Consider the following 19,174-nt stretch of genomic DNA (forward strand, 5'->3'; position numbering starts at 1 on the left):
GGGCGGCGTGGCGCTCGTATAATGGCCGCCATTATGAGCCGCCCCTCGGCCGGGTGGAAACGCTGTTACCTTTTTAGGAACCCCTGATGTCGATTGCCTTGCGTTATTTCAGCTGGCCGTTACTGACCGGCATTCTTGTCGCACTGCTGATTATCCTGCGCTTTCCCGAATGGGTGGGGTTACCTAGCCAGGACGTCAACCTGCAGCAGGCGCCGCAGTCCGCGACCGTGATGCAGGGCCCCGTTTCCTACGCAGACGCCGTGACCCTGGCCGCCCCGGCGGTGGTCAACCTCTACACCACCAAGGTAGTGAACAAATCGTCCCAGGCCATGTTCGAGGATCCGCAATTTCGCCGCTTCTTCGGCGACAACCTCCCTCGCCAACGCCGCTGGGAATCGAGCCTCGGTTCGGCGGTGATCATGAGCCCGGAGGGCTACCTGCTCACCAACAACCATGTCACGTCCGGCGCGGACCAGATCGTGGTAGCCCTCAAGGACGGCCGGGAAACCCTCGCGCGCGTGATTGGCAGCGACCCGGAAACAGACCTGGCGGTGCTGAAGATCGACCTCAAGAACCTTCCGGCCATCACCATCGGCAGCTCGGACAGCCTGCGCATCGGCGACGTGGCATTGGCCATCGGCAACCCCTTCGGCGTCGGGCAAACGGTAACCATGGGCATCATCAGCGCCACCGGCCGCAATCAGCTGGGGCTCAACACCTACGAGGACTTCATCCAGACCGATGCGGCGATTAACCCGGGTAACTCCGGCGGCGCGCTGGTGGATGCCAATGGCAACCTTACCGGCATCAACACCGCGATCTTCTCCAAATCCGGCGGCAGCCAGGGCATTGGCTTCGCCATTCCCACCAAGCTCGCGCTGGAGGTGATGAAATCCATCATCGAGCACGGGCAGGTGATTCGTGGTTGGCTGGGGATCGAAGTGCAGCCGCTGACCGAAGACCTGGCTGAATCCTTCGGCTTGAAAGATCGGCCCGGCATTGTCGTGGCAGGTATCTTCCGCGACGGCCCGGCCCAGAAGGCAGGCCTGCAGCTGGGTGACGTGATCCTGAGCATCGATAACGAGCCTGCGGCGGATGGGCGCAAATCCATGAACCAGGTCGCCCGCACCAAACCGGGCGACCGGATCGGCATCGACGTCATGCGCAATGGCAAAACCCTGAAGCTTACGGCCGAGGTAGGCTTGCGCCCACCGCCCGCCCCTGCGGCGGCTCCCAAGGAAGGCAATTAAGCCAGCCCGGCCCCTTGCGCAAGCCAGGGGCCGGCCACCCAGCGAAGCCTGCGAAAGGGTTAGTCGTGCAATGCGTCCAGCAGTGCCTGGTTCTGCTCAGGGGTGCCGATGGTAATGCGCAAGAACTGAGCGATACGTGGCTGCTTGAAATGCCGCACGATCACGCTGCGCTCGCGCAATTGGGCAGCAATCTCTGCGGCGTCTCGCTGCGGATGACGGGCAAAGATAAAGTTCGCGCCGGACGGTAGCACTTCGAAACCGCGCTGCTGCAGCTCGGCGGCAAGCGCCTCCCGGCTCGCGATCACTTGATTGCGAGTGTGCTCGAACCAGGCGCGGTCTTCAAATGCCGCGGCGGCGCCTGCCAACGCGATCCGGTCGATCGGGTAGGAGTTGAAGCTGTTCTTCACCCGCTCCAACGCTTCGATCAAATCCGGATGGCCCACCGCCAAACCAACCCGCAAGCCCGCGAGAGAGCGGGATTTGGACAGGGTTTGGGTCACCAGCAGGTTCGGGTAGCGGTCGACCAGGGAAATGGCTGTTTCGCCGCCAAAGTCGATGTACGCCTCGTCCACTACCACCACCGAATCCGGGCTGGCCTGGAGGATTGCCTCGATCGCATCCAGCGCCAGCAGGCAGCCAGTAGGCGCGTTGGGGTTGGGGAAAATGATGCCACCGTTGGGCCTGGCGTAATCGGCCGCAGTGATCTGGAACGCTTCGTTCAGAGGCACCTGCTCGAAGTCGATGCCATACAGGCCGCAGTACACCGGGTAGAAGCTGTAGCTGATGTCCGGGAACAGCAACGGCCGCTCCTGCTGGAAAAGCCCATGGAAGATGTGCGCCAGCACTTCGTCCGAGCCGTTGCCCACGAACACCTGCCCCGGCTGCACGCCATAGAACGCGGCTACGGCCTGCTTCAAGCGGTCTCCGTTCGGGTCCGGATACAGCCGCAAGGTATCGCCGATCTCCGCCCGCATGGCTTCCAGCGCGTGAGGCGAAGGGCCATAAGGGTTCTCGTTGGTGTTCAGCTTCACCAGGTTGGTCAGTTTCGGCTGCTCGCCCGGCACGTAAGGCACCAGTTGCTTGACGAAGGGGCTCCAGAATTTGCTCATGGTCAGGCTTCCTTGATCCGGTATTCCGCGCTACGGGCGTGCGCGCTCAACGATTCGCCGCGTGCCAGTACCGAGGCGGTACGGCCGAGCTCGGACGCGCCCTGTTCCGAACAGAAAATGATGGAAGAGCGCTTCTGGAAGTCGTACACGCCCAGCGGCGAGGAGAAGCGCGCTGTGCCGGAAGTGGGCAATACGTGGTTGGGGCCCGCGCAATAGTCGCCCAGCGCTTCGCTGGTGTGGCGGCCCATGAAGATGGCGCCCGCGTGTCGAATCTGCGGCAACCACTGGCGCGGTTCCTCAACCGAAAGCTCCAGATGCTCAGGTGCGATACGGTTGGCCACCTCGATGGCCTGGGCCATGTCTGCCACTTTGATCAGGGCACCACGGTTGGTCAGCGATGTGCGGATGATTTCGGCCCGCTCCATGGTAGGCAGCAGCTTGTCGATGCTCGCGGCAACCTGATCCAGGAAGCCCTGGTCGGGGCTCACCAGGATAGCCTGGGCGTCTTCGTCGTGTTCGGCCTGGGAGAACAGGTCCATGGCGATCCAGTCCGGATCGGTGCCGCCATCGCACACCACGAGAATTTCCGACGGGCCGGCGATCATGTCGATGCCCACCTGCCCGAACACATGGCGCTTGGCGGTCGCCACATAGATGTTGCCCGGGCCGACGATCTTGTCCACGCGAGGCACGCTTTCGGTGCCATACGCCAAGGCAGCAACCGCCTGGGCGCCGCCGATGGTGAACACCCGGTCCACGCCAGCGATGCAGGCCGCCGCCAATACCAGCTCGTTCACCTCGCCACGTGGCGTGGGCACGACCATTACCACTTCAGGCACGCCGGCCACTTTGGCTGGAATGGCGTTCATCAGTACTGAAGAGGGGTAGCTCGCCTTGCCGCCGGGCACGTACAAGCCAGCACGGTCGAGCGGAGTAACCTGTTGGCCCAGCACGGTGCCGTCGGCCTCGGTGTAGCTCCAGGAATCCTGCTTCTGCTTCTCGTGGTAGCTACGTACCCGGGCGGCGGCCGTTTCGAGCGCTTCGCGCTGCGCAGCGGTGATGCGCTCCAACGCTTGCTCCAGGCGTGCCCGAGGGAGGATCAGCTCCGACATGGCGGCCGCTTGCAGCCCATCGAAGCGCTGGGTGAATTCAACTACGGCAGCATCGCCGCGTTCACGCACGGCCTTGATGATGTCGAGCACGCGCCCGTTCACCGACTCGTCAGACACGCTTTCCCAGCTCAGCAAATGATCCAGATGCCGCGCAAAGTCCGGAGTTGTGGCGTCAAGTCGGCGGATGGCGGTCGGTGTGGTCATGAGTGGCCTCAAACAGTGGGCAATGAAACGGGACGATTAATCTAGCAGGGCCACCGCGCCGCCATTAAGCATTTTGGCTATGGTGCGGATAGCGAAGCGCGCCAGAGCGGCGCGCTGAAGGTGTCAGCTGCGGTGTCGTGCTTCCACAGCCTGGCGCAGGCTGTCGATCAACGCCTGGATACGCCCGTGCTGCATTTTCATCGATGCCTTGTTCACCACCAGGCGGGAACTGATGGTGGCAATCAGGTCCTGGGGTTCCAGGCCGTTGGCGCGCAGGGTGTTGCCGGTATCGACCACGTCGATGATCTTGTCGGCCAGCCCCACCAGCGGCGCCAGCTCCATGGAGCCGTACAGCTTGATGATGTCGACCTGACGGCCCTGTTCGGCGTAGTAACGCTTGGCCACGTTGACGAACTTGGTGGCCACCCGCAACCGGCCTTTGGGAGCAGGCGCACCGATGGCACCGGCGGTCATCAGCTTGCAGCAGGCGATTTTCAGGTCCAGCGGCTCGTACAGCCCCTGGCCACCGTATTCCATGAGCACATCCTTGCCGGCCACGCCGAGGTCGGCGGCGCCATGTTCCACATAGGTTGGCACGTCGGTGGCACGCACAATCAGCAGGCGAACGTCGTCCTGGGTTGTGGGGATGATGAGTTTGCGGCTTTTGTCCGGATCCTCGGTCGGGACGATACCGGCCGCGGCAAGCAACGGCAGGGTATCGTCGAGAATGCGGCCCTTGGACAGCGCGATGGTCAGCATGGGAGAAGCGAATCCCTATTCACAATGGGCCGGATGAACCCGGCCCGGAGTCTAGCCCTAGCCTGGTACGCGACGGATCTTCGCACCCAGCATTTGCAGTTTTTCCTCGATGCACTCGTAACCACGGTCGATGTGGTAGATGCGGTCGATGAGCGTGTCGCCCTGGGCTACCAGCGCAGCCAGCACCAGGCTTGCCGAAGCGCGCAGGTCGGTGGCCATCACGGGGGCGCCCTTGAGGCCATCGACCCCGGTAACCACCGCGGTATTGCCCTCGACGAGGATATGAGCGCCCATGCGCAGCAGCTCGTAGACGTGCATGAAGCGGTTTTCGAATACGGTTTCGATGACCGCGCCGGTGCCTTCTGCCACCACGTTGAGGGAAATGAACTGCGCCTGCATGTCGGTGGGGAATGCAGGGTACGGCGCCGTGCGCAGGTTGACCGCCCGGGCGCGCTTGCCATGCATGTTCAGCTCGATCCAGTCCTTGCCGGTGGTCACTTCCGCGCCAGCTTCACGCAGCTTGTCCAGCACCGCTTCGAGGATGGTAGGGTCGGTGTCCTTGAGCTTGACCCGGCCGCCAGTGATAGCAGCCGCTACGAGGTAGGTACCGGTCTCGATGCGGTCCGGCATGACCTTGTAGGTAGCAGAGTGCAAACGCTCGACGCCATCAATGGTGATGGTGTCGGTACCCGCGCCCTGGACGTTCGCGCCCATGGCATTGAGGAAGTGTGCGAGGTCGACCACTTCCGGCTCACGCGCGGCGTTCTGCAGCACGGTGCGGCCTTTGGCCAGGGCAGCGGCCATCATGATGTTCTCGGTACCGGTCACGCTCACGGTATCGAAGAAGAAGTTGGCACCACGCAGGCCGCCTTCCGGCGCCTTGGCCTTGATGTAGCCGCCTTCCACGTCGATGGTCGCGCCCATGGCTTCAAGGCCACGGATGTGAAGGTCGACAGGGCGCGAGCCAATGGCACAGCCTCCGGGCAAAGCCACTTCGGCCTCACCGAAGCGGGCCACCATGGGACCCAGCACCAGGATCGAGGCGCGCATGGTTTTCACCAGCTCGTAAGGCGCGACCAGGGTTTTGATGGTCCGGGGGTCGATTTCCACCGCGAGCTTTTCGTTGATCACAGGCTCAATACCCATGCGCCCGAACAGCTCGATCATGGTGGTGATGTCGTGCAGGTGCGGCAGGTTCGCTACCGTGACCGGGCCATCGGCCAGCAGGGTGGCGGCAAGGATCGGCAAGGCAGCGTTTTTCGCGCCGGAGATGCGGATTTCGCCATCGATGCGGGCGCCGCCGGTAATAATCAGTTTGTCCATAACACTCTCGAAGCCTGTGGCTCAGGTGCGCTCAGCCCAGGCTGCGCGGGTGAAAAATTTCATCGTCACGGCATGGATGCTGCCATCGGCGATCCACGGGTTCAGGTGCGTGTAGATCTGTTGCTGACGCTTGACCGGGCTCAGCGCGGCCAACTCGTCGCTGACGACGTTCAACTGGAAGTTGCAGCCTTCGCCTTCTACTTCCACCTGGACCTGGGGCAGCTTCGCTTCAAGGAAGCTTTTAACTTCTAGGGCCTGCATGCTTAACCTCGATCGGCGCCCTGTGCGCGCGGGTCGGCCATGATACAAAAAAAGCCCGCTGGCTGCGAGGGTGGCTGACCAAGCGGGCTTTGCTTCGTTTTACAGACTACGCGCGTTCGAGCAAGCCTGCGATGCCGCACACGTCGGCGATCTGGCATAACTCGTGGGGAAGGCCACGCACCTTGAAGCCTTTGCCCAGGGCGCGGGCATCGCGGCTCAAGGCCAGCAACAACGAAACGCCGACGCTGCTGGCCTTTTCGACCGCAGAACAATCCACCAGCACCTCATTGCCCGGCACTTGCCCGACCAGGGCTTGCCCCTGCTGGCGCAAGCGGGCACCGGTGCGGTAGTCCAGAACACCCGACAGGCGCAACTCGCCTTGCGCCAGCTCGACCGCGGCCAGAGTCATTGCTGGCCCTGCTGAAGCGGCTGATCGCCAGCGACATCCTTGGCCTTGGCCACTTCACCGGCCCAACCGTCGATGGTCTTGTCCAGGTCGTTGCCGTTACGTTGCATCGCGTCGGCGAACTGATCACGGAACAGCTTGCCGATGTTGATGCCGTTCACGATCACGTTACGCACCTTCCACTCGCCATTCACCTTTTCCAAGGTGTAGGAAACCGGGTAAACCGCGCCGTTGGTGCCTTTTACCTGCATGCCAACAGACGTCCGGTCACCGCTTTCATCCTTGGGCGGGTCTACGGTAATGCCCTGGTTGTTGTACTCCAGCAAGGCATTGCCATAGAACTGGAACAGGCTGCGGCGGAAGTTTTCCTGGAACCGCGCCATCTGTTCGGGGGTAGCCTTGCGCGAGTACTTCACGGTCATGATGCTGCGGGAAATGCCGTCGGCATCGACCACCGGCCCTACGATGCGGTTGAGTGCGTCATAGAAGGCCGAGGGATTGCTGCGGTAGTTTTCCCGGTTGGCGCTCAGGTCCGCCAGCAGCTCACGGGTGGTGTTCTGCACCAGATCATGGGCAGGTGTAGCGGGCGCGGCAGTGGCCAGCAAGGGCACGGCCAGCAACATGGCGGCCAGGGCTCGACGCAGAATGGATATCATTGGAACTCCTTATTTCGCCTCTTTGCTCACATTATTGAGCAGGAATTTGCCGATCAGGTCCTCGAGTACCAGCGAGGATTGTGTGTCGTGAATTGTCTGACCGTCTTTGAGTACAGCGCTCTCCCCGCCCACGCTTACGCCAATGTACTTCTCGCCCAGCAGCCCAGCGGTGAGGATGGACGCGGTGGAATCCACCGGCAAGTTGTCCACGCTCTTGTCCAGCTGCAGGGTTACCCGGCCGGTAAAGGTGTCGCGATCCAGGTCGATTGCAGCCACCTTGCCAATGGTCACGCCGGCCATGGTCACCTTGGCTCTGACCGTCAAACCGGCAATATTGTCAAAGTAGGCATACAGCTTGTAGGTGTCATGTGCCGCGCCCGGCGACAACCCGCTGACACGAAGGGCCAGCAGCAGCAGGGCGAGGATCCCGGCCAGCAAAAACAGGCCGACACCGACTTCCAGGGTGCGGTTTTGCATCAGAAATCTCCAAACATCAAAGCGGTCAGAATGAAATCGAGCCCCAGTACCGCAAGGGAGGCATAAACAACGGTGCGCGTGGTAGCTCGGCTGATCCCTTCGGAAGTGGGATCGCAGTCGTAACCCTGGTACACGGCAATCCAGGTGACGACGAACGCGAACACCACGCTTTTGATCACGCCATTGAGCACATCTTCGGTGAAGCTGACGCTGTTCTGCATGTTTGCCCAGAACGAGCCCTCATAAACGCCCAGCCAGTCCACCGCTACCCAGGAACCGCCCCAGATGCCCACCACGCTGAACATCGCGGCAAGCACAGGCAGCGAGATGAACCCGGCCCACAAGCGTGGCGCAACGATGTACTTGAGGGGATCGACGCCGATCATTTCCAGGCTGGAAAGCTGCTCGGTCGCCTTCATGTTGCCGATTTCGGCCGCCAGCGCGGAGCCGGCCCGCCCGGCGAACAGGAGCGCGGTAACCACTGGGCCGAGCTCACGAAGCAAGGTCAAGGCGATCATCTGGCCGACCGCCTGCTCCGAGCCGTACTTGGCAAGGATGCTGAACCCCTGAAGCGATAGCACACCGCCAATGAAAATGCCTGACACGATGATAATGGCCAGGGACAGCACACCCACCGAATACAGCTGACGGACCAGCAGCGCGAAGCCGCCCGAGATCCCGCCACGGCTGAACAGTGCATGCCCCAGGAACAGCGATGCGCGCCCTAGCCCGGCAACCACGTCGATCACGGTTCTGCCCAACAAGCGAACCCGCTCCAATAATGACCTGTGGCGCATCAGCGCTTCCCCAGAAAATCGTCGGCCAAGGCTGGCGCGGAAAAATGAAAAGGAACCGGCCCATCCGGCTGGCCCTTCATGAACTGGCGGATACGCGGGTTATCCGAGGCCATCAGCTCTGCCGGAGTGCCCTGCCCAAGTACCTGACCATCTCCGACCACGTACAGGTAATCGGCGATGCTGGCGGTTTCTGCCAGGTCGTGGGAAACCACGATGCTGGTGATCCCGAGCGCATCATTGAGCAGGCGAATAAGGCGAACCAGCATGCCCATGGCGATCGGGTCCTGCCCCACGAACGGCTCGTCGTACATGAGGATCTGCGGGTCCATCGCGATGGCCCGTGCCAGTGCAACCCTGCGTTTCATGCCTCCGGACAGCTCATCGGGCATCAGCTCGATGGCGCCTCGCAGGCCTACGGCCTGGAGTTTCATCAGCACGATATCGCGGATCATTTCTTCCGGCAGGTCGGTGTGCACGCGCAAAGGAAAGGCCACGTTCTCGAAAACGTCCAGGTCGGTAAACAGCGCGCCACTCTGGAACAGCACCCCCATGTGCTTGCGGGCATCGAACAGATCACTGCGCGATAGCTGCGGAAGGTTCTGGCCATTGACCCACACTTCGCCGGCCGTGGGGCGCAACTGTGCCCCCATCAGCCGCAGGAGGGTGGTTTTGCCGGAGCCGGACGGCCCCATGATACCGGTGACTTTTCCGCGCGGGATGCGAATGTCCACGTTCTGGAAAATGCTGCGCGCGCCTCGCTTGAAGGTTAACCCCTTCAGCTCCACGGCGTAGGCTTGTTCGGCACTCATTCGTTCTCCTTGCGATGCGGCACCCCAGTCAGACGTGCGGGCCAGAGGCCAGGGCACATGCCGGACGGGATCGACGAGCGGCGCACTATATCACCGACCCCAGCTTGTGACAGCGCGCGGCGGGGCGCCAACCGCCACGAGAGGGGTGGCGGGATTCGTGCGCGACGTGTGCAATCCGGATATAATCCCGGCCTTTTCTCCGGATCGACCTGCCTCGCATGAACCAGACCCGCGATCTCATTCAGTCGGCACAGCGCACCATCGGCCTTGAAATCAAGGCCGTGGAAGGACTGCTCGAGCATATAAATGCAGACTTCGTCCGCGCCTGCGAGATGATCCTGGGCAGCAGCGGGCGGGTAGTCGTGATGGGGATGGGCAAATCCGGCCATATCGGGCGCAAGATCGCAGCCACGCTGGCCAGCACTGGCACGCCGGCATTTTTCGTTCACCCGGCCGAAGCCAGTCATGGCGACATGGGCATGATCACGCCCGACGATATCGTGCTGGCCCTGTCCAACTCGGGCACCACGGCAGAAATCCTCACCTTGTTGCCGTTGATCAAGCGGCTGGGCATTCGGCTGATCAGCCTCACGGGCAATCCGGAATCCACCCTGGCCCAGGCGGCCGAAGCGAGCCTGGACGCCAGGGTAGAACATGAAGCCTGCCCACTGAACCTGGCCCCCACCTCCTCCACCACCGCGGCGCTGGTGCTGGGGGATGCCCTGGCGGTCGCCCTGCTCGAAGCGCGAGGCTTCACGGCCGAGGATTTCGCGTTCTCCCACCCGGGAGGCGCGCTCGGGCGTCGCTTGTTGCTCAAGGTGGAACAACTGATGCACACCGGTGCGGCGCTGCCTACCGTGACGCGTGGCACTCCGCTGCGGGAAGCGCTGATGGAAATGACCCGAAAAGGCCTTGGCATGACGGTGGTGCTGGAGGAGGACGGCCGGCTTGCCGGCGTGTTCACCGACGGTGACCTGCGTCGCACCCTCGACCGCAACCTGGACGTACACGCTACGCCGATCGAGCAGATCATGACTGCCCATGGCAAGACGGTGACCGCCGACATGCTCGCCGCCCAGGCGCTGAAAATCATGGAGGACCACAAGATCGGCGCATTGGTGGTGGTAGATCACACTGATCGCCCTGTGGGCGCGGTCAACATGCATGACTTCCTCCGTGCGGGGGTCGTGTAATGGACCGCACACTGCTTGAGCGAGCTGGCCGGATCAAACTCGCCATTTTCGACGTAGATGGCGTGCTCACGGATGGCCGCCTCTACTTTCTTGAAGACGGCAGCGAAATGAAGGCGTTCAATACGCTGGACGGCCAGGGCATCAAAATGCTGATGGCCTCGGGCGTTACCACAGCCATCATCAGCGGCCGCACCAGCGCGGCCACCGAGCGCCGCGCCCGCAACCTGGGCATCCCCCATCTCTTTCAGGGCCGCGAGGACAAGCTCGTGGTGCTCGACGGCTTGCTGGAACAGCTGGGCTTGTCATACGAGCAGGTCGCGCACCTTGGCGACGACCTTCCCGACCTCCCGGTGATGCGCCGGGTAGGCCTGGGCATGGCGGTGGCAAACGCGGCCGATTTCGTTCGCCGGCATGCCCATGGGGTCACCCAGGCCCGGGGCGGCGAAGGCGCTGCCCGCGAATATTGCGAACTCATCCTGCGCGCCCAGGGAAACCTGGACGCCGCGCTGAACAAATACCTGTAGGTGCCCATGCAAAACCGAAAGTTGCTTGCGCTTGCCGTTGCGGTACCGGTGGTGGCGCTGCTCATCGCCATCGGCTACTGGAACGTCAGCCCCGAGCGGTTCCTCGACAACCCCCGGGCGAGCGTGGACGCCAGTACCATCGACTACTATGCGATCAACGCCCGCACCGTGCAGTACCTGCCCGACGGCAAGATGCAGTATGAAATGACCGCCGACAGGGTCGAACACCTCAAGGCCAGTGAAGTCACCCACGTGACCAAGCCGGTCATGGACGTCTACCGAGGCACCACCTTCCCCTGGCATGTGGTGAGCGAGCGTGCCGAGGTGAACCCGGACGGCACCCAGGTCGAACTCATCGACGCCGTGCGGCTCAACCGCACAGACCAGAAGAACCGCACAACCGTAATCACCACCTCGCGCGCCACGGTCTTCCCGCAGAAGCAATATGCGGAAACCGACCAAGACGTTAGAATCGACGGCGCCGGTGGCGTTACGACTGCCAAGGGAATGAAAGCGTATTTGAACGACAGCAAGATCCACTTGCTGTCCACTGTAAGAGGACAGTATGAGGCTCGTTAAAACCCTCCCCTTCCTGCTTGGCCTGGGCGCGGCACTGGGAAGCGTGAACGCCTTGGCGCTGCCGACCGACAGGGACCAACCGATCCACATCCAGTCCGACGACGCACAACTCGACGACAAGCAGGGTGTAGCGGTCTATACCGGCAGCGTGGTCATCACCCAGGGCTCCATGAAGATCACCGGCAACAAGGTGACCGTCACACGTGCGGCCAATGGTGATGTGGATGTATTCACCGCCGTCGGCAACCTGGCCTACTACGAGCAGAAGCCTGCCGTGGACAAGCCCATCGTGCAGGCCTACGGCGTGACCATCCAGTACTTCGCGTCCCAGGACCGGATCGTGCTGATCGACAAGGCCAAGGTCATCAACGACGGAAACACCTCCGAAGGCGAAAAAATCGTGTACGACACGGTTCGCCAGGTGGTAAATGCCGGTCGTGCCACGGGCACCAAGATCACCGCGCCACGCCCGCGCATCGACATGGTGATCCAGCCGAAGAAGAAAACCGACCAGCCGCAGAAGGCGCAGTAATGGCGACGTTGAAGGCCCAGCATCTGGCCAAGAGCTACAAAAGCCGGCAAGTGGTGAGAGACGTCAGCCTCTCCATCGAGAGCGGGCAGATCGTTGGCCTGCTTGGGCCGAACGGGGCCGGTAAAACCACGTGCTTCTACATGATCGTAGGGCTGGTGCAGGCCGATCAGGGCAGGGTGCTGATCGACGACCTCGACGTAAGCCACCAGCCCATGCACGGGCGCGCCAAGGCCGGTATAGGCTACCTGCCTCAGGAGGCCTCGATCTTCCGCAAGCTTTCGGTGGCGGACAACATCATGGCGATCCTCGAAACCCGCAAGGACCTCGACGCCAGCGGTCGGCGCAAGGCATTGGAAAGCCTGCTTCAGGAATTCCATATCACGCATATCCGTGACAACCGTGGCATGAGCCTGTCCGGTGGCGAGCGCCGCCGGGTGGAAATCGCCCGCGCCCTGGCCACCGCGCCCAAGTTCATCCTGCTCGATGAACCCTTTGCCGGCGTAGACCCGATCTCCGTGGGCGATATCAAACAGATCATCCACCACCTCAAGGCCAAGGGCATCGGTGTGCTTATTACCGATCACAACGTACGCGAAACCCTGGATATCTGTGAAATCGCCTATATTGTGAACGATGGCCAATTGATTGCAGAGGGCGATTCGGCCACTATCCTTGCCAATGACTTGGTGAAGGAAGTGTACCTGGGGCACGAGTTCCGGCTTTAAGGGCTCCAAGTGTAAAGACCCCTAGGCAAACATGGCAGTTTCGGGCATATAATTTGCTTAAGTTCAGGCGCTCCAATGGAGCGCCCGTTGTGGATGGCGCCTAGCGCCGGCAAACAGGGTGTCAAGCTCACGCCATGAAACCATCGCTTGTCCTTAAAATGGGCCAGCAACTGACGATGACACCGCAGTTGCAACAGGCCATCCGCCTTCTCCAGCTTTCCACCCTGGACCTCCAGCAGGAGATTCAGGAGGCGCTTGAGTCCAACCCCATGCTCGAACGCCAGGAAGACGGCGACGACTTCGATAACGTCGACCCGCTGGCCGACAAGGCCGAACATTCCGGGCCGGCCGAACCCCAGGAAACGCCTTTCCAGGAAACCAGCTTCCAGGAAACCTCCAGCGCGCCCGAGGGCGGCGAAGAGGCGGATTGGAGCGAGCGGATTCCCGATGAGCTGCCCGTGGACACGGCCTGGGAAGACATCTACCAGACCAGTGCCAGCAGCCTGCCGAGCGGGGATGACGACGACTGGGATTTCACTACCCGTACGTCCGTTGGAGAAAGCCTGCAGAGCCACTTGCTGTGGCAACTGAACCTGGCACCGATGTCCGACAATGACCGCCTGATCGCCGTCACCCTGATCGACTGCATCAACAACCAGGGCTACCTCGAAGAAACCCTCGAGGAAATCTGTGCGTCGTTCGACCCCGAACTGGACATCGAACTCGATGAAGTCGAAGCCGTGCTTCATCGCATCCAACAGTTCGAGCCTGCCGGGATCGCCGCGCGCAACCTGGGCGAATGCCTGGCGTTGCAACTGCGCCAGCTGCCTGCGAAAACCCCTTGGCTGGCCGAGGCCCAACGGCTGGTCACCGATTACATCGAGCTGCTGGGTAGCCGTGACTACAGCCAGCTGATGCGCAAGATGAAGCTCAAGGAAGATGAGCTTCGGCAGGTGATCGAGCTTATCCAGAGCCTGAACCCACGCCCCGGCTCGCAGATCGAGTCGAGCGAGCCCGAGTACGTGGTGCCGGACGTCATCGTGCGCAAGGACAGCGATCGCTGGCTGGTGGAGCTGAACCAGGAGTCGGTGCCGCGGCTGCGGGTAAACCCCCAGTACGCGGGTTTTGTGCGCCGGGCGGACAGCAGCGCGGATAACACCTTCATGCGCAATCAGTTGCAGGAAGCGCGCTGGTTCATTAAAAGCCTGCAAAGCCGCAACGAGACCCTCATGAAGGTGGCCACCCAGATCGTGGAACATCAGCGAGGCTTCCTCGACTACGGCGACGAGGCCATGAAACCGCTCGTACTGCATGACATCGCCGAGGCCGTGGGCATGCACGAATCGACGATTTCCCGGGTAACGACACAGAAGTACATGCACACCCCCCGCGGGATATATGAGCTGAAATACTTTTTCTCCAGCCACGTCAGTACCTCGGAAGGCGGTGAATGCTCGTCCACAGCCATCCGGGCGATCATCAAGAAACTGGTGGCGGCGGAAAATCAGAAAAAGCCGTTGAGTGACAGCAAGATCGCTGGTTTACTGGAGGCACAAGGCATTCAGGTAGCACGCCGCACTGTCGCCAAGTACCGCGAATCCCTCGGGATTGCGCCGTCCAGCGAACGCAAGCGGTTGATGTAGCCTGGTTCCGAAGCGCGCGTAGTCGCTGGCACAAGGCACGTAAGCCAGCGCCGCACCTCGGGATGCCACCAGCGTTTCAGTGGCAGGTTTCGCCTGCCTCTTTATGCACTGGCAATAAGGAGAAGCGGTATGCAAGTCAACATCAGTGGGCATCAACTGGATGTGACCGAAGCCATGCGTAGCTACATGACCGAAAAACTTGCCAAGCTTGAGCGGCACTGCGACAAGATCACCAATGTAGAGGTGATCATGGAAGTGGAAAAACAGAAACAGCGGGTTGAAGCGACCCTCCGGGTTCCAAAGTGCGACGTGGTAGCTCAGGCAGAACACGACGACATGTACGCCGCAATCGACCTTCTCACTGATAAACTCGATCGGCAATTGCTCAAGTATAAGGAAAAACAGCAGAGCCACCTGCAAGGTGCGGCCGCTCGCTGACCCCCCAATGATCCGACTAGAAAACATCCTGACCCCCGGCCGCTCCCTCGTGAGCGTGCCGGGCGGCAGTAAAAAACGCGTACTCGAACAGATCGCTGCCTTGATTCATAGGGACCTTCCCGAGGTTAGCCAGCAGGTTGTGTTCGAAGCCCTGATCGCCCGTGAAAAGCTTGGCTCCACCGGTTTCGGCAATGGGATTGCCATCCCGCATTGCCGACTCGCCAATTGTCAGGGCCCGATGAGTGCCTTGTTGCACCTGGACGCACCCGTGGACTTCGACGCGATCGACGGCGCCCCGGTAGATCTGATCTTCGTGCTGCTGGTCCCGGAAGCGGCCACCGATGCACACCTCGAATTACTCCGCCAGATAGCCAGCATGCTCGACCGCAAGGACGTGCGTGACCAGTTGCGTTCCGCCCCCGACAGCGAAGCGCTGTATCAGGTGGTGGTGCGCACCCAGAGCGGCGCGTGACCTGCGCATGCGCCTGATCATCGTCAGTGGTCGCTCCGGCTCCGGCAAGAGTACCGCCCTCGATGTGCTCGAAGACAATGGCTTCTACTGTATCGACAACCTCCCCGCCGGGCTGCTGCCCGAGCTGGCAGAGCGTGCGATCATCCATACCGAACTGGCTCAGCCATTGGTCGCCGTCTCCATAGACGCGCGTAACCTGCCGAGCCATCTCTCACGTTTTCCCGAACTGCTCGAAGAAGTGCGAGAGAAGCACATTCAGTGCGACGTGCTGTTTCTGGACGCTGATGAAGAAACGCTCCTCAAGCGCTTTTCGGAAACACGCAGGCGGCACCCACTCACCAGTGCGAACCGTTCACTGGCCGAGGCTATCCGGGTAGAAAGTGACCTGCTGGGGCCGATTTCAGATCTGGCCGACCTGAAAATCAACACTACCAATCTCAATCTCTATCAGCTGCGGGACACCCTCAAGGTGCGGCTGCTGAACAAGCCGGATGTGGGGACCGCCTTCCTGCTGGAGTCGTTCGGCTTCAAGCGCGGCATGCCGGTAGACGCAGACCTGGTGTTCGATGTGCGTTGCCTCCCCAACCCCTACTGGAAGCCCGAGCTGCGAGAGCATTCCGGTCTGGAACAGCCAGTTATCGACTACCTGGCCGCGCAACCGGACGTGGAGGAGATGTTCCAGGACATCTCAGCCTACCTGCTCAAATGGCTGCCTCGCTTCGCCGCGAGCAATCGGGCCTACGTGACAGTTGCCATCGGGTGCACAGGCGGGCACCATCGCTCGGTCTACCTTACCGAGCGCCTCGGCGCGCTATTGCAACGTACCCTGAAAAACGTGCAAGTGCGCCACCGGGACCTTACCTGAACCCAAGGACTTACCACGCAATGCCCGCACTCGACATCACCATCATCAACAAGCTGGGCTTGCACGCACGCGCCGCCGCCAAGTTCGTCGGCATTGCCGGCCGTTTCCCCTGCCAGGTTCGTGTAGGCCGCACCGAAGCCAGCCTGGTGGACGGCAAAAGCATCATGGCCGTCATGATGCTCGCTGCCGGCAAGGGCACCCAGATCCACCTCAGCACCGAGGGCGAGCAAGCACAGGAAGCCCTCGACGCGTTGGTTGGATTGATCAACGACAAGTTCGACGAGGGCGAGTAACGGTAGGAGTGGTCTGCCGGGAAGCAACTGTCTTAAGCTGTTTAAGCCCCTATTCGCGAGCTACGCCTCCGGCTGCGCCGGATGGCCGGCCCCCCAGCTCCCACAGGAGTTCGCCTCACCTGTGGGAAGCGGGCAAAGCTCGCGAAGAAAGACAAACCATTTGCGCGCTATCGCCGGATGACCAGCCACGCCGCTTCCCACCAGTCCGCGGTTCCTACAAAGCCAGGCGTTACACCGCGTTTACAGCGGCCTGGTAGCGTTTTTCGACTTCAGGCCAGTTGACCACGTTGAAGAACGCACCGATGTATTCAGGCCGGCGGTTCTGGTACTTCAGGTAATACGCGTGCTCCCACACATCCAGGCCCAGGATCGGCGTATTACCCTTCATCAGCGGGCTGTCCTGGTTGGCGGTGCTTTCAACCACCAGTTTTTTCTCCGGCGTTACGCTCAGCCAGGCCCAGCCACTGCCAAAGCGGGTCAGCGCAGCCTTGGTGAAGGCTTCCTTGAACGCATCGAAGCCACCCAACTCACTCTCGATCGCATCTTTCACGTTCCCGGAAGGCTGGCCACCGCTGGCGGGCGCCATTACGGTCCAGAACAGCGTGTGGTTCGCATGCCCACCGCCATTGTTGGCCACGGGGCCTTTCAGTTTTTCGTCAAGGGTTGCGTATTCAGCAAGCAGCTTCTCTACCGGCCACTCGGCGTACTCGGTCGACTCCAGGGCGGCGTTGAGGTTGTTGATGTAGGTCTGGTGGTGCTTGGTGTAGTGGATTTCCATGGTTTGCGCGTCGATATGCGGCTCAAGCGCGCTGTAGTCATAAGGCAGTGCAGGCAAGGTATGGGGCATGTCAGTGGACTCCGTATCGCGGATGGGCGCCGGTGTGGCGCGACTGTAGGCCCATGGCACCAGCGAGCAGGCTCGAGGTGCGGGGGTATTCGCCATGGACGGCGATGAACCCCAGCAGTTCCGTATAGGTGCGATTGCTGTGACGAAGCGCTGCTTCGCGCAGCGGTTGAGGCAAGTTCGATTGGCGGGCCGTGGAGAGCAGATGCTCGTGCGCGGCGCACAAGTATTCGGCGCTTTCTTCGGGTTGGTGCAGATGAAGGTGAAGGTCCGCCAGGTTATGGTGCGAGACCACAAAGGCCATCACGGCCTCATCGGCATTGCTCCAACGCTCGAAGAGGATCTGCGCCAGGGCCAGCGCCTGCAGATAATGCTCTCGCGCCTCTACCCACTGCCCCTGTTCGAAGAGGGCATTGGCACGCTGAATGGTTTGTTTCCAATGGTCCATGGCCGCTCCGCTCAATGGCTGACGTAGAGGCAAAGCGCCTCATGAGATTGACTATTAGTTGATAATCAATCTCATTTCAAGCGGAGCGGCCAGATATTTATGAAAAGCTCAGCTTCCTGCCACTGTCATACGCTCGATCAATACCGAGCCGGTGCGCACGTTGCTGCGCAGTTCAAGGTCATTACCCACGGCCACAATCTGGCGGAACATGTCCTTCATGTTCCCTGCGATAGTCACTTCCTGAACCGGGAACTGGATTTCGCCGTTCTCCACCCAATAGCCGGCGGCACCACGGGAATAGTCACCGGTGACCATGTTCAGCCCGCTGCCCATCAGTTCAGTCACCAGCAACCCGCGGCCCATCTTACGCAGCAATGCGGCCTGGTCGTCGTTGCCATGGGTCACGAAGAGGTTGTGCACGCCGCCGGAGTTGGCGGTGCTCGGCATGCCCAGCTTGCGGCCCGAATACGTGCTCAGCACGTAAGAAACCAGCCGCCCACCGTCGACAAAGGGCTTGGCGTAGGTTGCCAGGCCATCGCCGTCGAACCCGGCGCTGCCCAAGGCGCGAGGCATATGCGGCCGCTCATCGAGTGTCAGCCACTCGGGAAACAGCTGTTGGCCGAGCGTGCCTTCCAGGAAAGAAGACTTGCGGTAGAGGTTGCCCCCGGATACCGCCGACAGGAAGCTGCCGAACAGCCCTCCAGCCAGCTCGGCGGCGAACAACACTGGCACTTCGCAGGTAGGCACGGGGCGCGCACCCAGGCGGCTGGCAGCTCGCTCTGCGGCCTTGCGGCCGATGGCCTCCGGAGAAGCCAGCAAATGGCCTTCGCGGTTCACGTCGTACCAGTAGTCGCGCTGCATCTGGCCATCTTTCTCGGCGATCATCACGCAGCTGAGGCTGTGACGAGTCGACGCATAGCCGCCGATGAACCCATGGCTGTTTCCATATACCCGGCAACCCTGATGGGTCGAGACCTGGCTGCCGTCAGCGTTGCGGATAAGCGGGTTGGCGTCGAAAGCTGCCGCTTCACAAGCCAGTGCCAGTTCGATACTCGCTTCAGGGCTGATATCCCAAGGGTGATACAGGTCCAGGGCCGGAAGATCGCGGGCCATGAGAGCGGCATCCGCGAGCCCGGCGGCTTCGTCCTCCGACGTGTGCTTTGCAATGGCCAATGCTGCTGCCACGGTTTCCCGAATCGCGTCAGGGCCACTGGCCGAGGTGCTTGCCGAGCCCTTGCGCTGGCCCAGGTAGAGCGTTATGCCAAAGCCCTGATCACGGTTGAATTCAACCGTTTCCACCTCACGCTGGCGAATCGAGGTGGACAGCCCTTGTTCGAGGGACACCGCCACTTCGCAGGCGCTGGCACCCTGGCGACGGGCTTCGGCAATGATCTCTTCGACCTGTTGCTGCAGGAGCGGCAGGGCCTGAGGGCCAACGCTTTCGGCTGCTTTCAT

The 19,174-nt window shown here is 61.5% G+C and carries 24 protein-coding genes; 11 read left to right on the forward strand and 13 right to left on the reverse strand.

The features are described 5' to 3' along the window. Positions 1–86: 86 nt before the first annotated feature. Positions 87–1,250, forward strand: coding sequence for a Do family serine endopeptidase AlgW (algW, locus tag G7016_RS14435; protein ID WP_181115419.1), 1,164 nt, complete (start codon positions 87–89; stop codon positions 1,248–1,250). Between the two features lie 59 nt (positions 1,251–1,309). Here the strand turns inward: algW and hisC are convergent, their stop codons facing one another. From hisC to G7016_RS14485, 10 genes are all read right to left on the reverse strand, one after another. Then, positions 1,310–2,359, reverse strand: a complete 1,050-nt coding sequence (gene hisC, locus G7016_RS14440) for a histidinol-phosphate transaminase (RefSeq protein ID WP_181115421.1) — start codon at positions 2,357–2,359, stop codon at positions 1,310–1,312. 2 nt (positions 2,360–2,361) lie between these two features. Beyond that, positions 2,362–3,675 (reverse strand): histidinol dehydrogenase, encoded by a 1,314-nt coding sequence (gene hisD, locus G7016_RS14445; RefSeq protein ID WP_181115423.1) that lies wholly within the window; start codon positions 3,673–3,675, stop codon positions 2,362–2,364. A 123-nt stretch (positions 3,676–3,798) separates the two neighbouring features. Continuing rightward, positions 3,799–4,434 carry an ATP phosphoribosyltransferase gene (hisG, locus tag G7016_RS14450; protein ID WP_181115425.1) on the reverse strand — a complete coding sequence of 212 codons (636 nt, stop codon included), beginning with the start codon at positions 4,432–4,434 and terminating at the stop codon, positions 3,799–3,801. A 57-nt stretch (positions 4,435–4,491) separates the two neighbouring features. Then, positions 4,492–5,757, reverse strand: coding sequence for a UDP-N-acetylglucosamine 1-carboxyvinyltransferase (gene murA / locus G7016_RS14455; protein ID WP_181115427.1), 1,266 nt, complete (start codon positions 5,755–5,757; stop codon positions 4,492–4,494). A gap of 21 nt (positions 5,758–5,778) precedes the next feature. Next, entirely contained in the window at positions 5,779–6,018 is a 240-nt protein-coding gene (locus G7016_RS14460) for a BolA family protein (protein WP_181115430.1), read from the reverse strand. A gap of 106 nt (positions 6,019–6,124) precedes the next feature. Beyond that, positions 6,125–6,427, reverse strand: coding sequence for an STAS domain-containing protein (locus tag G7016_RS14465; RefSeq protein ID WP_181115432.1), 303 nt, complete (start codon positions 6,425–6,427; stop codon positions 6,125–6,127). Then, a complete protein-coding gene (locus G7016_RS14470) occupies positions 6,424–7,080 on the reverse strand; it encodes an MlaC/ttg2D family ABC transporter substrate-binding protein (RefSeq protein WP_181115434.1) in 657 nt (218 codons plus the stop codon). The genes G7016_RS14465 and G7016_RS14470 overlap by 4 nt, the downstream gene beginning before the upstream one ends. Before the next feature lie 9 nt (positions 7,081–7,089). Then, on the reverse strand, positions 7,090–7,557 hold the full coding sequence (gene mlaD / locus G7016_RS14475; protein ID WP_181115436.1) for an outer membrane lipid asymmetry maintenance protein MlaD: 468 nt from the start codon (positions 7,555–7,557) through the stop codon (positions 7,090–7,092). Further along, positions 7,557–8,354, reverse strand: a complete 798-nt coding sequence (mlaE, locus tag G7016_RS14480) for a lipid asymmetry maintenance ABC transporter permease subunit MlaE (protein WP_181115438.1) — start codon at positions 8,352–8,354, stop codon at positions 7,557–7,559. The genes mlaD and mlaE overlap by 1 nt, the downstream gene beginning before the upstream one ends. Continuing rightward, a complete protein-coding gene (locus G7016_RS14485; RefSeq protein ID WP_181115440.1) occupies positions 8,354–9,163 on the reverse strand; it encodes an ABC transporter ATP-binding protein in 810 nt (269 codons plus the stop codon). Before G7016_RS14485 ends, mlaE begins: the two co-directional genes overlap by 1 nt. A 218-nt stretch (positions 9,164–9,381) precedes the next feature. Between G7016_RS14485 and G7016_RS14490 the strand changes: the two genes are divergently transcribed. The 10 genes from G7016_RS14490 to G7016_RS14535 all read left to right on the forward strand — a co-directional run bounded on the left by G7016_RS14490 (position 9,382) and on the right by G7016_RS14535 (position 16,427). Beyond that, positions 9,382–10,356 (forward strand): KpsF/GutQ family sugar-phosphate isomerase, encoded by a 975-nt coding sequence (locus G7016_RS14490; protein ID WP_181115442.1) that lies wholly within the window; start codon positions 9,382–9,384, stop codon positions 10,354–10,356. Then, positions 10,356–10,880 carry a KdsC family phosphatase gene (locus G7016_RS14495; protein WP_181115444.1) on the forward strand — a complete coding sequence of 175 codons (525 nt, stop codon included), beginning with the start codon at positions 10,356–10,358 and terminating at the stop codon, positions 10,878–10,880. Before G7016_RS14490 ends, G7016_RS14495 begins: the two co-directional genes overlap by 1 nt. A gap of 6 nt (positions 10,881–10,886) precedes the next feature. Continuing rightward, the gene (gene lptC / locus G7016_RS14500) at positions 10,887–11,459 is read left to right on the forward strand and encodes an LPS export ABC transporter periplasmic protein LptC (protein ID WP_181115445.1); all 573 of its coding nucleotides are present in this window, start codon (positions 10,887–10,889) and stop codon (positions 11,457–11,459) included. Continuing rightward, entirely contained in the window at positions 11,446–11,991 is a 546-nt protein-coding gene (gene lptA / locus G7016_RS14505) for a lipopolysaccharide transport periplasmic protein LptA (RefSeq protein WP_181115447.1), read from the forward strand. The genes lptC and lptA overlap by 14 nt, the downstream gene beginning before the upstream one ends. Then, entirely contained in the window at positions 11,991–12,716 is a 726-nt protein-coding gene (lptB, locus tag G7016_RS14510; RefSeq protein WP_181115449.1) for an LPS export ABC transporter ATP-binding protein, read from the forward strand. The genes lptA and lptB overlap by 1 nt, the downstream gene beginning before the upstream one ends. Before the next feature lie 134 nt (positions 12,717–12,850). Beyond that, entirely contained in the window at positions 12,851–14,359 is a 1,509-nt protein-coding gene (locus G7016_RS14515) for an RNA polymerase factor sigma-54 (RefSeq protein ID WP_181115451.1), read from the forward strand. 129 nt (positions 14,360–14,488) lie between these two features. Further along, positions 14,489–14,797 (forward strand): ribosome hibernation-promoting factor, HPF/YfiA family, encoded by a 309-nt coding sequence (gene hpf, locus G7016_RS14520; RefSeq protein WP_181115453.1) that lies wholly within the window; start codon positions 14,489–14,491, stop codon positions 14,795–14,797. A 7-nt stretch (positions 14,798–14,804) separates the two neighbouring features. Beyond that, positions 14,805–15,269, forward strand: a complete 465-nt coding sequence (gene ptsN / locus G7016_RS14525) for a PTS IIA-like nitrogen regulatory protein PtsN (RefSeq protein WP_181115455.1) — start codon at positions 14,805–14,807, stop codon at positions 15,267–15,269. 7 nt (positions 15,270–15,276) lie between these two features. Continuing rightward, positions 15,277–16,134, forward strand: a complete 858-nt coding sequence (gene rapZ / locus G7016_RS14530; protein WP_181115457.1) for an RNase adapter RapZ — start codon at positions 15,277–15,279, stop codon at positions 16,132–16,134. A 20-nt stretch (positions 16,135–16,154) separates the two neighbouring features. Continuing rightward, positions 16,155–16,427, forward strand: coding sequence for an HPr family phosphocarrier protein (locus tag G7016_RS14535; protein WP_181115460.1), 273 nt, complete (start codon positions 16,155–16,157; stop codon positions 16,425–16,427). Between the two features lie 229 nt (positions 16,428–16,656). On the opposite strand, the gene G7016_RS14540 is transcribed toward G7016_RS14535, so the two are convergent. The 3 genes from G7016_RS14540 to pmbA all read right to left on the reverse strand — a co-directional run bounded on the left by G7016_RS14540 (position 16,657) and on the right by pmbA (position 19,174). Further along, on the reverse strand, positions 16,657–17,274 hold the full coding sequence (locus G7016_RS14540) for a superoxide dismutase (protein ID WP_181115462.1): 618 nt from the start codon (positions 17,272–17,274) through the stop codon (positions 16,657–16,659). Between the two features lies 1 nt (position 17,275). Continuing rightward, positions 17,276–17,719, reverse strand: coding sequence for a tetratricopeptide repeat protein (locus tag G7016_RS14545; RefSeq protein WP_181115465.1), 444 nt, complete (start codon positions 17,717–17,719; stop codon positions 17,276–17,278). Between the two features lie 108 nt (positions 17,720–17,827). Then, positions 17,828–19,174 carry a metalloprotease PmbA gene (gene pmbA, locus G7016_RS14550; RefSeq protein WP_181115467.1) on the reverse strand — a complete coding sequence of 449 codons (1,347 nt, stop codon included), beginning with the start codon at positions 19,172–19,174 and terminating at the stop codon, positions 17,828–17,830.

Source organism: Pseudomonas japonica, from assembly GCF_013522925.1.
In the GTDB taxonomy this organism is placed as follows: domain Bacteria; phylum Pseudomonadota; class Gammaproteobacteria; order Pseudomonadales; family Pseudomonadaceae; genus Aquipseudomonas; species Aquipseudomonas japonica_A.

What these genes read in the sequence shown, in the direction of transcription:
- G7016_RS14490 (WP_181115442.1), top strand. Translation starts at nt 9,382, where the DNA reads ATGAACCAGACCCGCGATCTCATTCAGTCGGCACAGCGCACCATCGGC.
- algW (WP_181115419.1), top strand. Translation starts at nt 87, where the DNA reads ATGTCGATTGCCTTGCGTTATTTCAGCTGGCCGTTACTGACCGGCATT.
- lptA (WP_181115447.1), top strand. Translation starts at nt 11,446, where the DNA reads ATGAGGCTCGTTAAAACCCTCCCCTTCCTGCTTGGCCTGGGCGCGGCA.
- lptB (WP_181115449.1), top strand. Translation starts at nt 11,991, where the DNA reads ATGGCGACGTTGAAGGCCCAGCATCTGGCCAAGAGCTACAAAAGCCGG.
- G7016_RS14515 (WP_181115451.1), top strand. Translation starts at nt 12,851, where the DNA reads ATGAAACCATCGCTTGTCCTTAAAATGGGCCAGCAACTGACGATGACA.
- G7016_RS14460 (WP_181115430.1), bottom strand. Translation starts at nt 6,018, where the DNA reads ATGCAGGCCCTAGAAGTTAAAAGCTTCCTTGAAGCGAAGCTGCCCCAG.
- G7016_RS14465 (WP_181115432.1), bottom strand. Translation starts at nt 6,427, where the DNA reads ATGACTCTGGCCGCGGTCGAGCTGGCGCAAGGCGAGTTGCGCCTGTCG.
- mlaE (WP_181115438.1), bottom strand. Translation starts at nt 8,354, where the DNA reads ATGCGCCACAGGTCATTATTGGAGCGGGTTCGCTTGTTGGGCAGAACC.
- G7016_RS14485 (WP_181115440.1), bottom strand. Translation starts at nt 9,163, where the DNA reads ATGAGTGCCGAACAAGCCTACGCCGTGGAGCTGAAGGGGTTAACCTTC.
- lptC (WP_181115445.1), top strand. Translation starts at nt 10,887, where the DNA reads ATGCAAAACCGAAAGTTGCTTGCGCTTGCCGTTGCGGTACCGGTGGTG.
- pmbA (WP_181115467.1), bottom strand. Translation starts at nt 19,174, where the DNA reads ATGAAAGCAGCCGAAAGCGTTGGCCCTCAGGCCCTGCCGCTCCTGCAG.
- G7016_RS14545 (WP_181115465.1), bottom strand. Translation starts at nt 17,719, where the DNA reads ATGGACCATTGGAAACAAACCATTCAGCGTGCCAATGCCCTCTTCGAA.
- mlaD (WP_181115436.1), bottom strand. Translation starts at nt 7,557, where the DNA reads ATGCAAAACCGCACCCTGGAAGTCGGTGTCGGCCTGTTTTTGCTGGCC.
- murA (WP_181115427.1), bottom strand. Translation starts at nt 5,757, where the DNA reads ATGGACAAACTGATTATTACCGGCGGCGCCCGCATCGATGGCGAAATC.
- ptsN (WP_181115455.1), top strand. Translation starts at nt 14,805, where the DNA reads ATGATCCGACTAGAAAACATCCTGACCCCCGGCCGCTCCCTCGTGAGC.
- rapZ (WP_181115457.1), top strand. Translation starts at nt 15,277, where the DNA reads ATGCGCCTGATCATCGTCAGTGGTCGCTCCGGCTCCGGCAAGAGTACC.
- G7016_RS14470 (WP_181115434.1), bottom strand. Translation starts at nt 7,080, where the DNA reads ATGATATCCATTCTGCGTCGAGCCCTGGCCGCCATGTTGCTGGCCGTG.
- G7016_RS14495 (WP_181115444.1), top strand. Translation starts at nt 10,356, where the DNA reads ATGGACCGCACACTGCTTGAGCGAGCTGGCCGGATCAAACTCGCCATT.
- hpf (WP_181115453.1), top strand. Translation starts at nt 14,489, where the DNA reads ATGCAAGTCAACATCAGTGGGCATCAACTGGATGTGACCGAAGCCATG.
- hisC (WP_181115421.1), bottom strand. Translation starts at nt 2,359, where the DNA reads ATGAGCAAATTCTGGAGCCCCTTCGTCAAGCAACTGGTGCCTTACGTG.
- G7016_RS14540 (WP_181115462.1), bottom strand. Translation starts at nt 17,274, where the DNA reads ATGCCCCATACCTTGCCTGCACTGCCTTATGACTACAGCGCGCTTGAG.
- G7016_RS14535 (WP_181115460.1), top strand. Translation starts at nt 16,155, where the DNA reads ATGCCCGCACTCGACATCACCATCATCAACAAGCTGGGCTTGCACGCA.
- hisD (WP_181115423.1), bottom strand. Translation starts at nt 3,675, where the DNA reads ATGACCACACCGACCGCCATCCGCCGACTTGACGCCACAACTCCGGAC.
- hisG (WP_181115425.1), bottom strand. Translation starts at nt 4,434, where the DNA reads ATGCTGACCATCGCGCTGTCCAAGGGCCGCATTCTCGACGATACCCTG.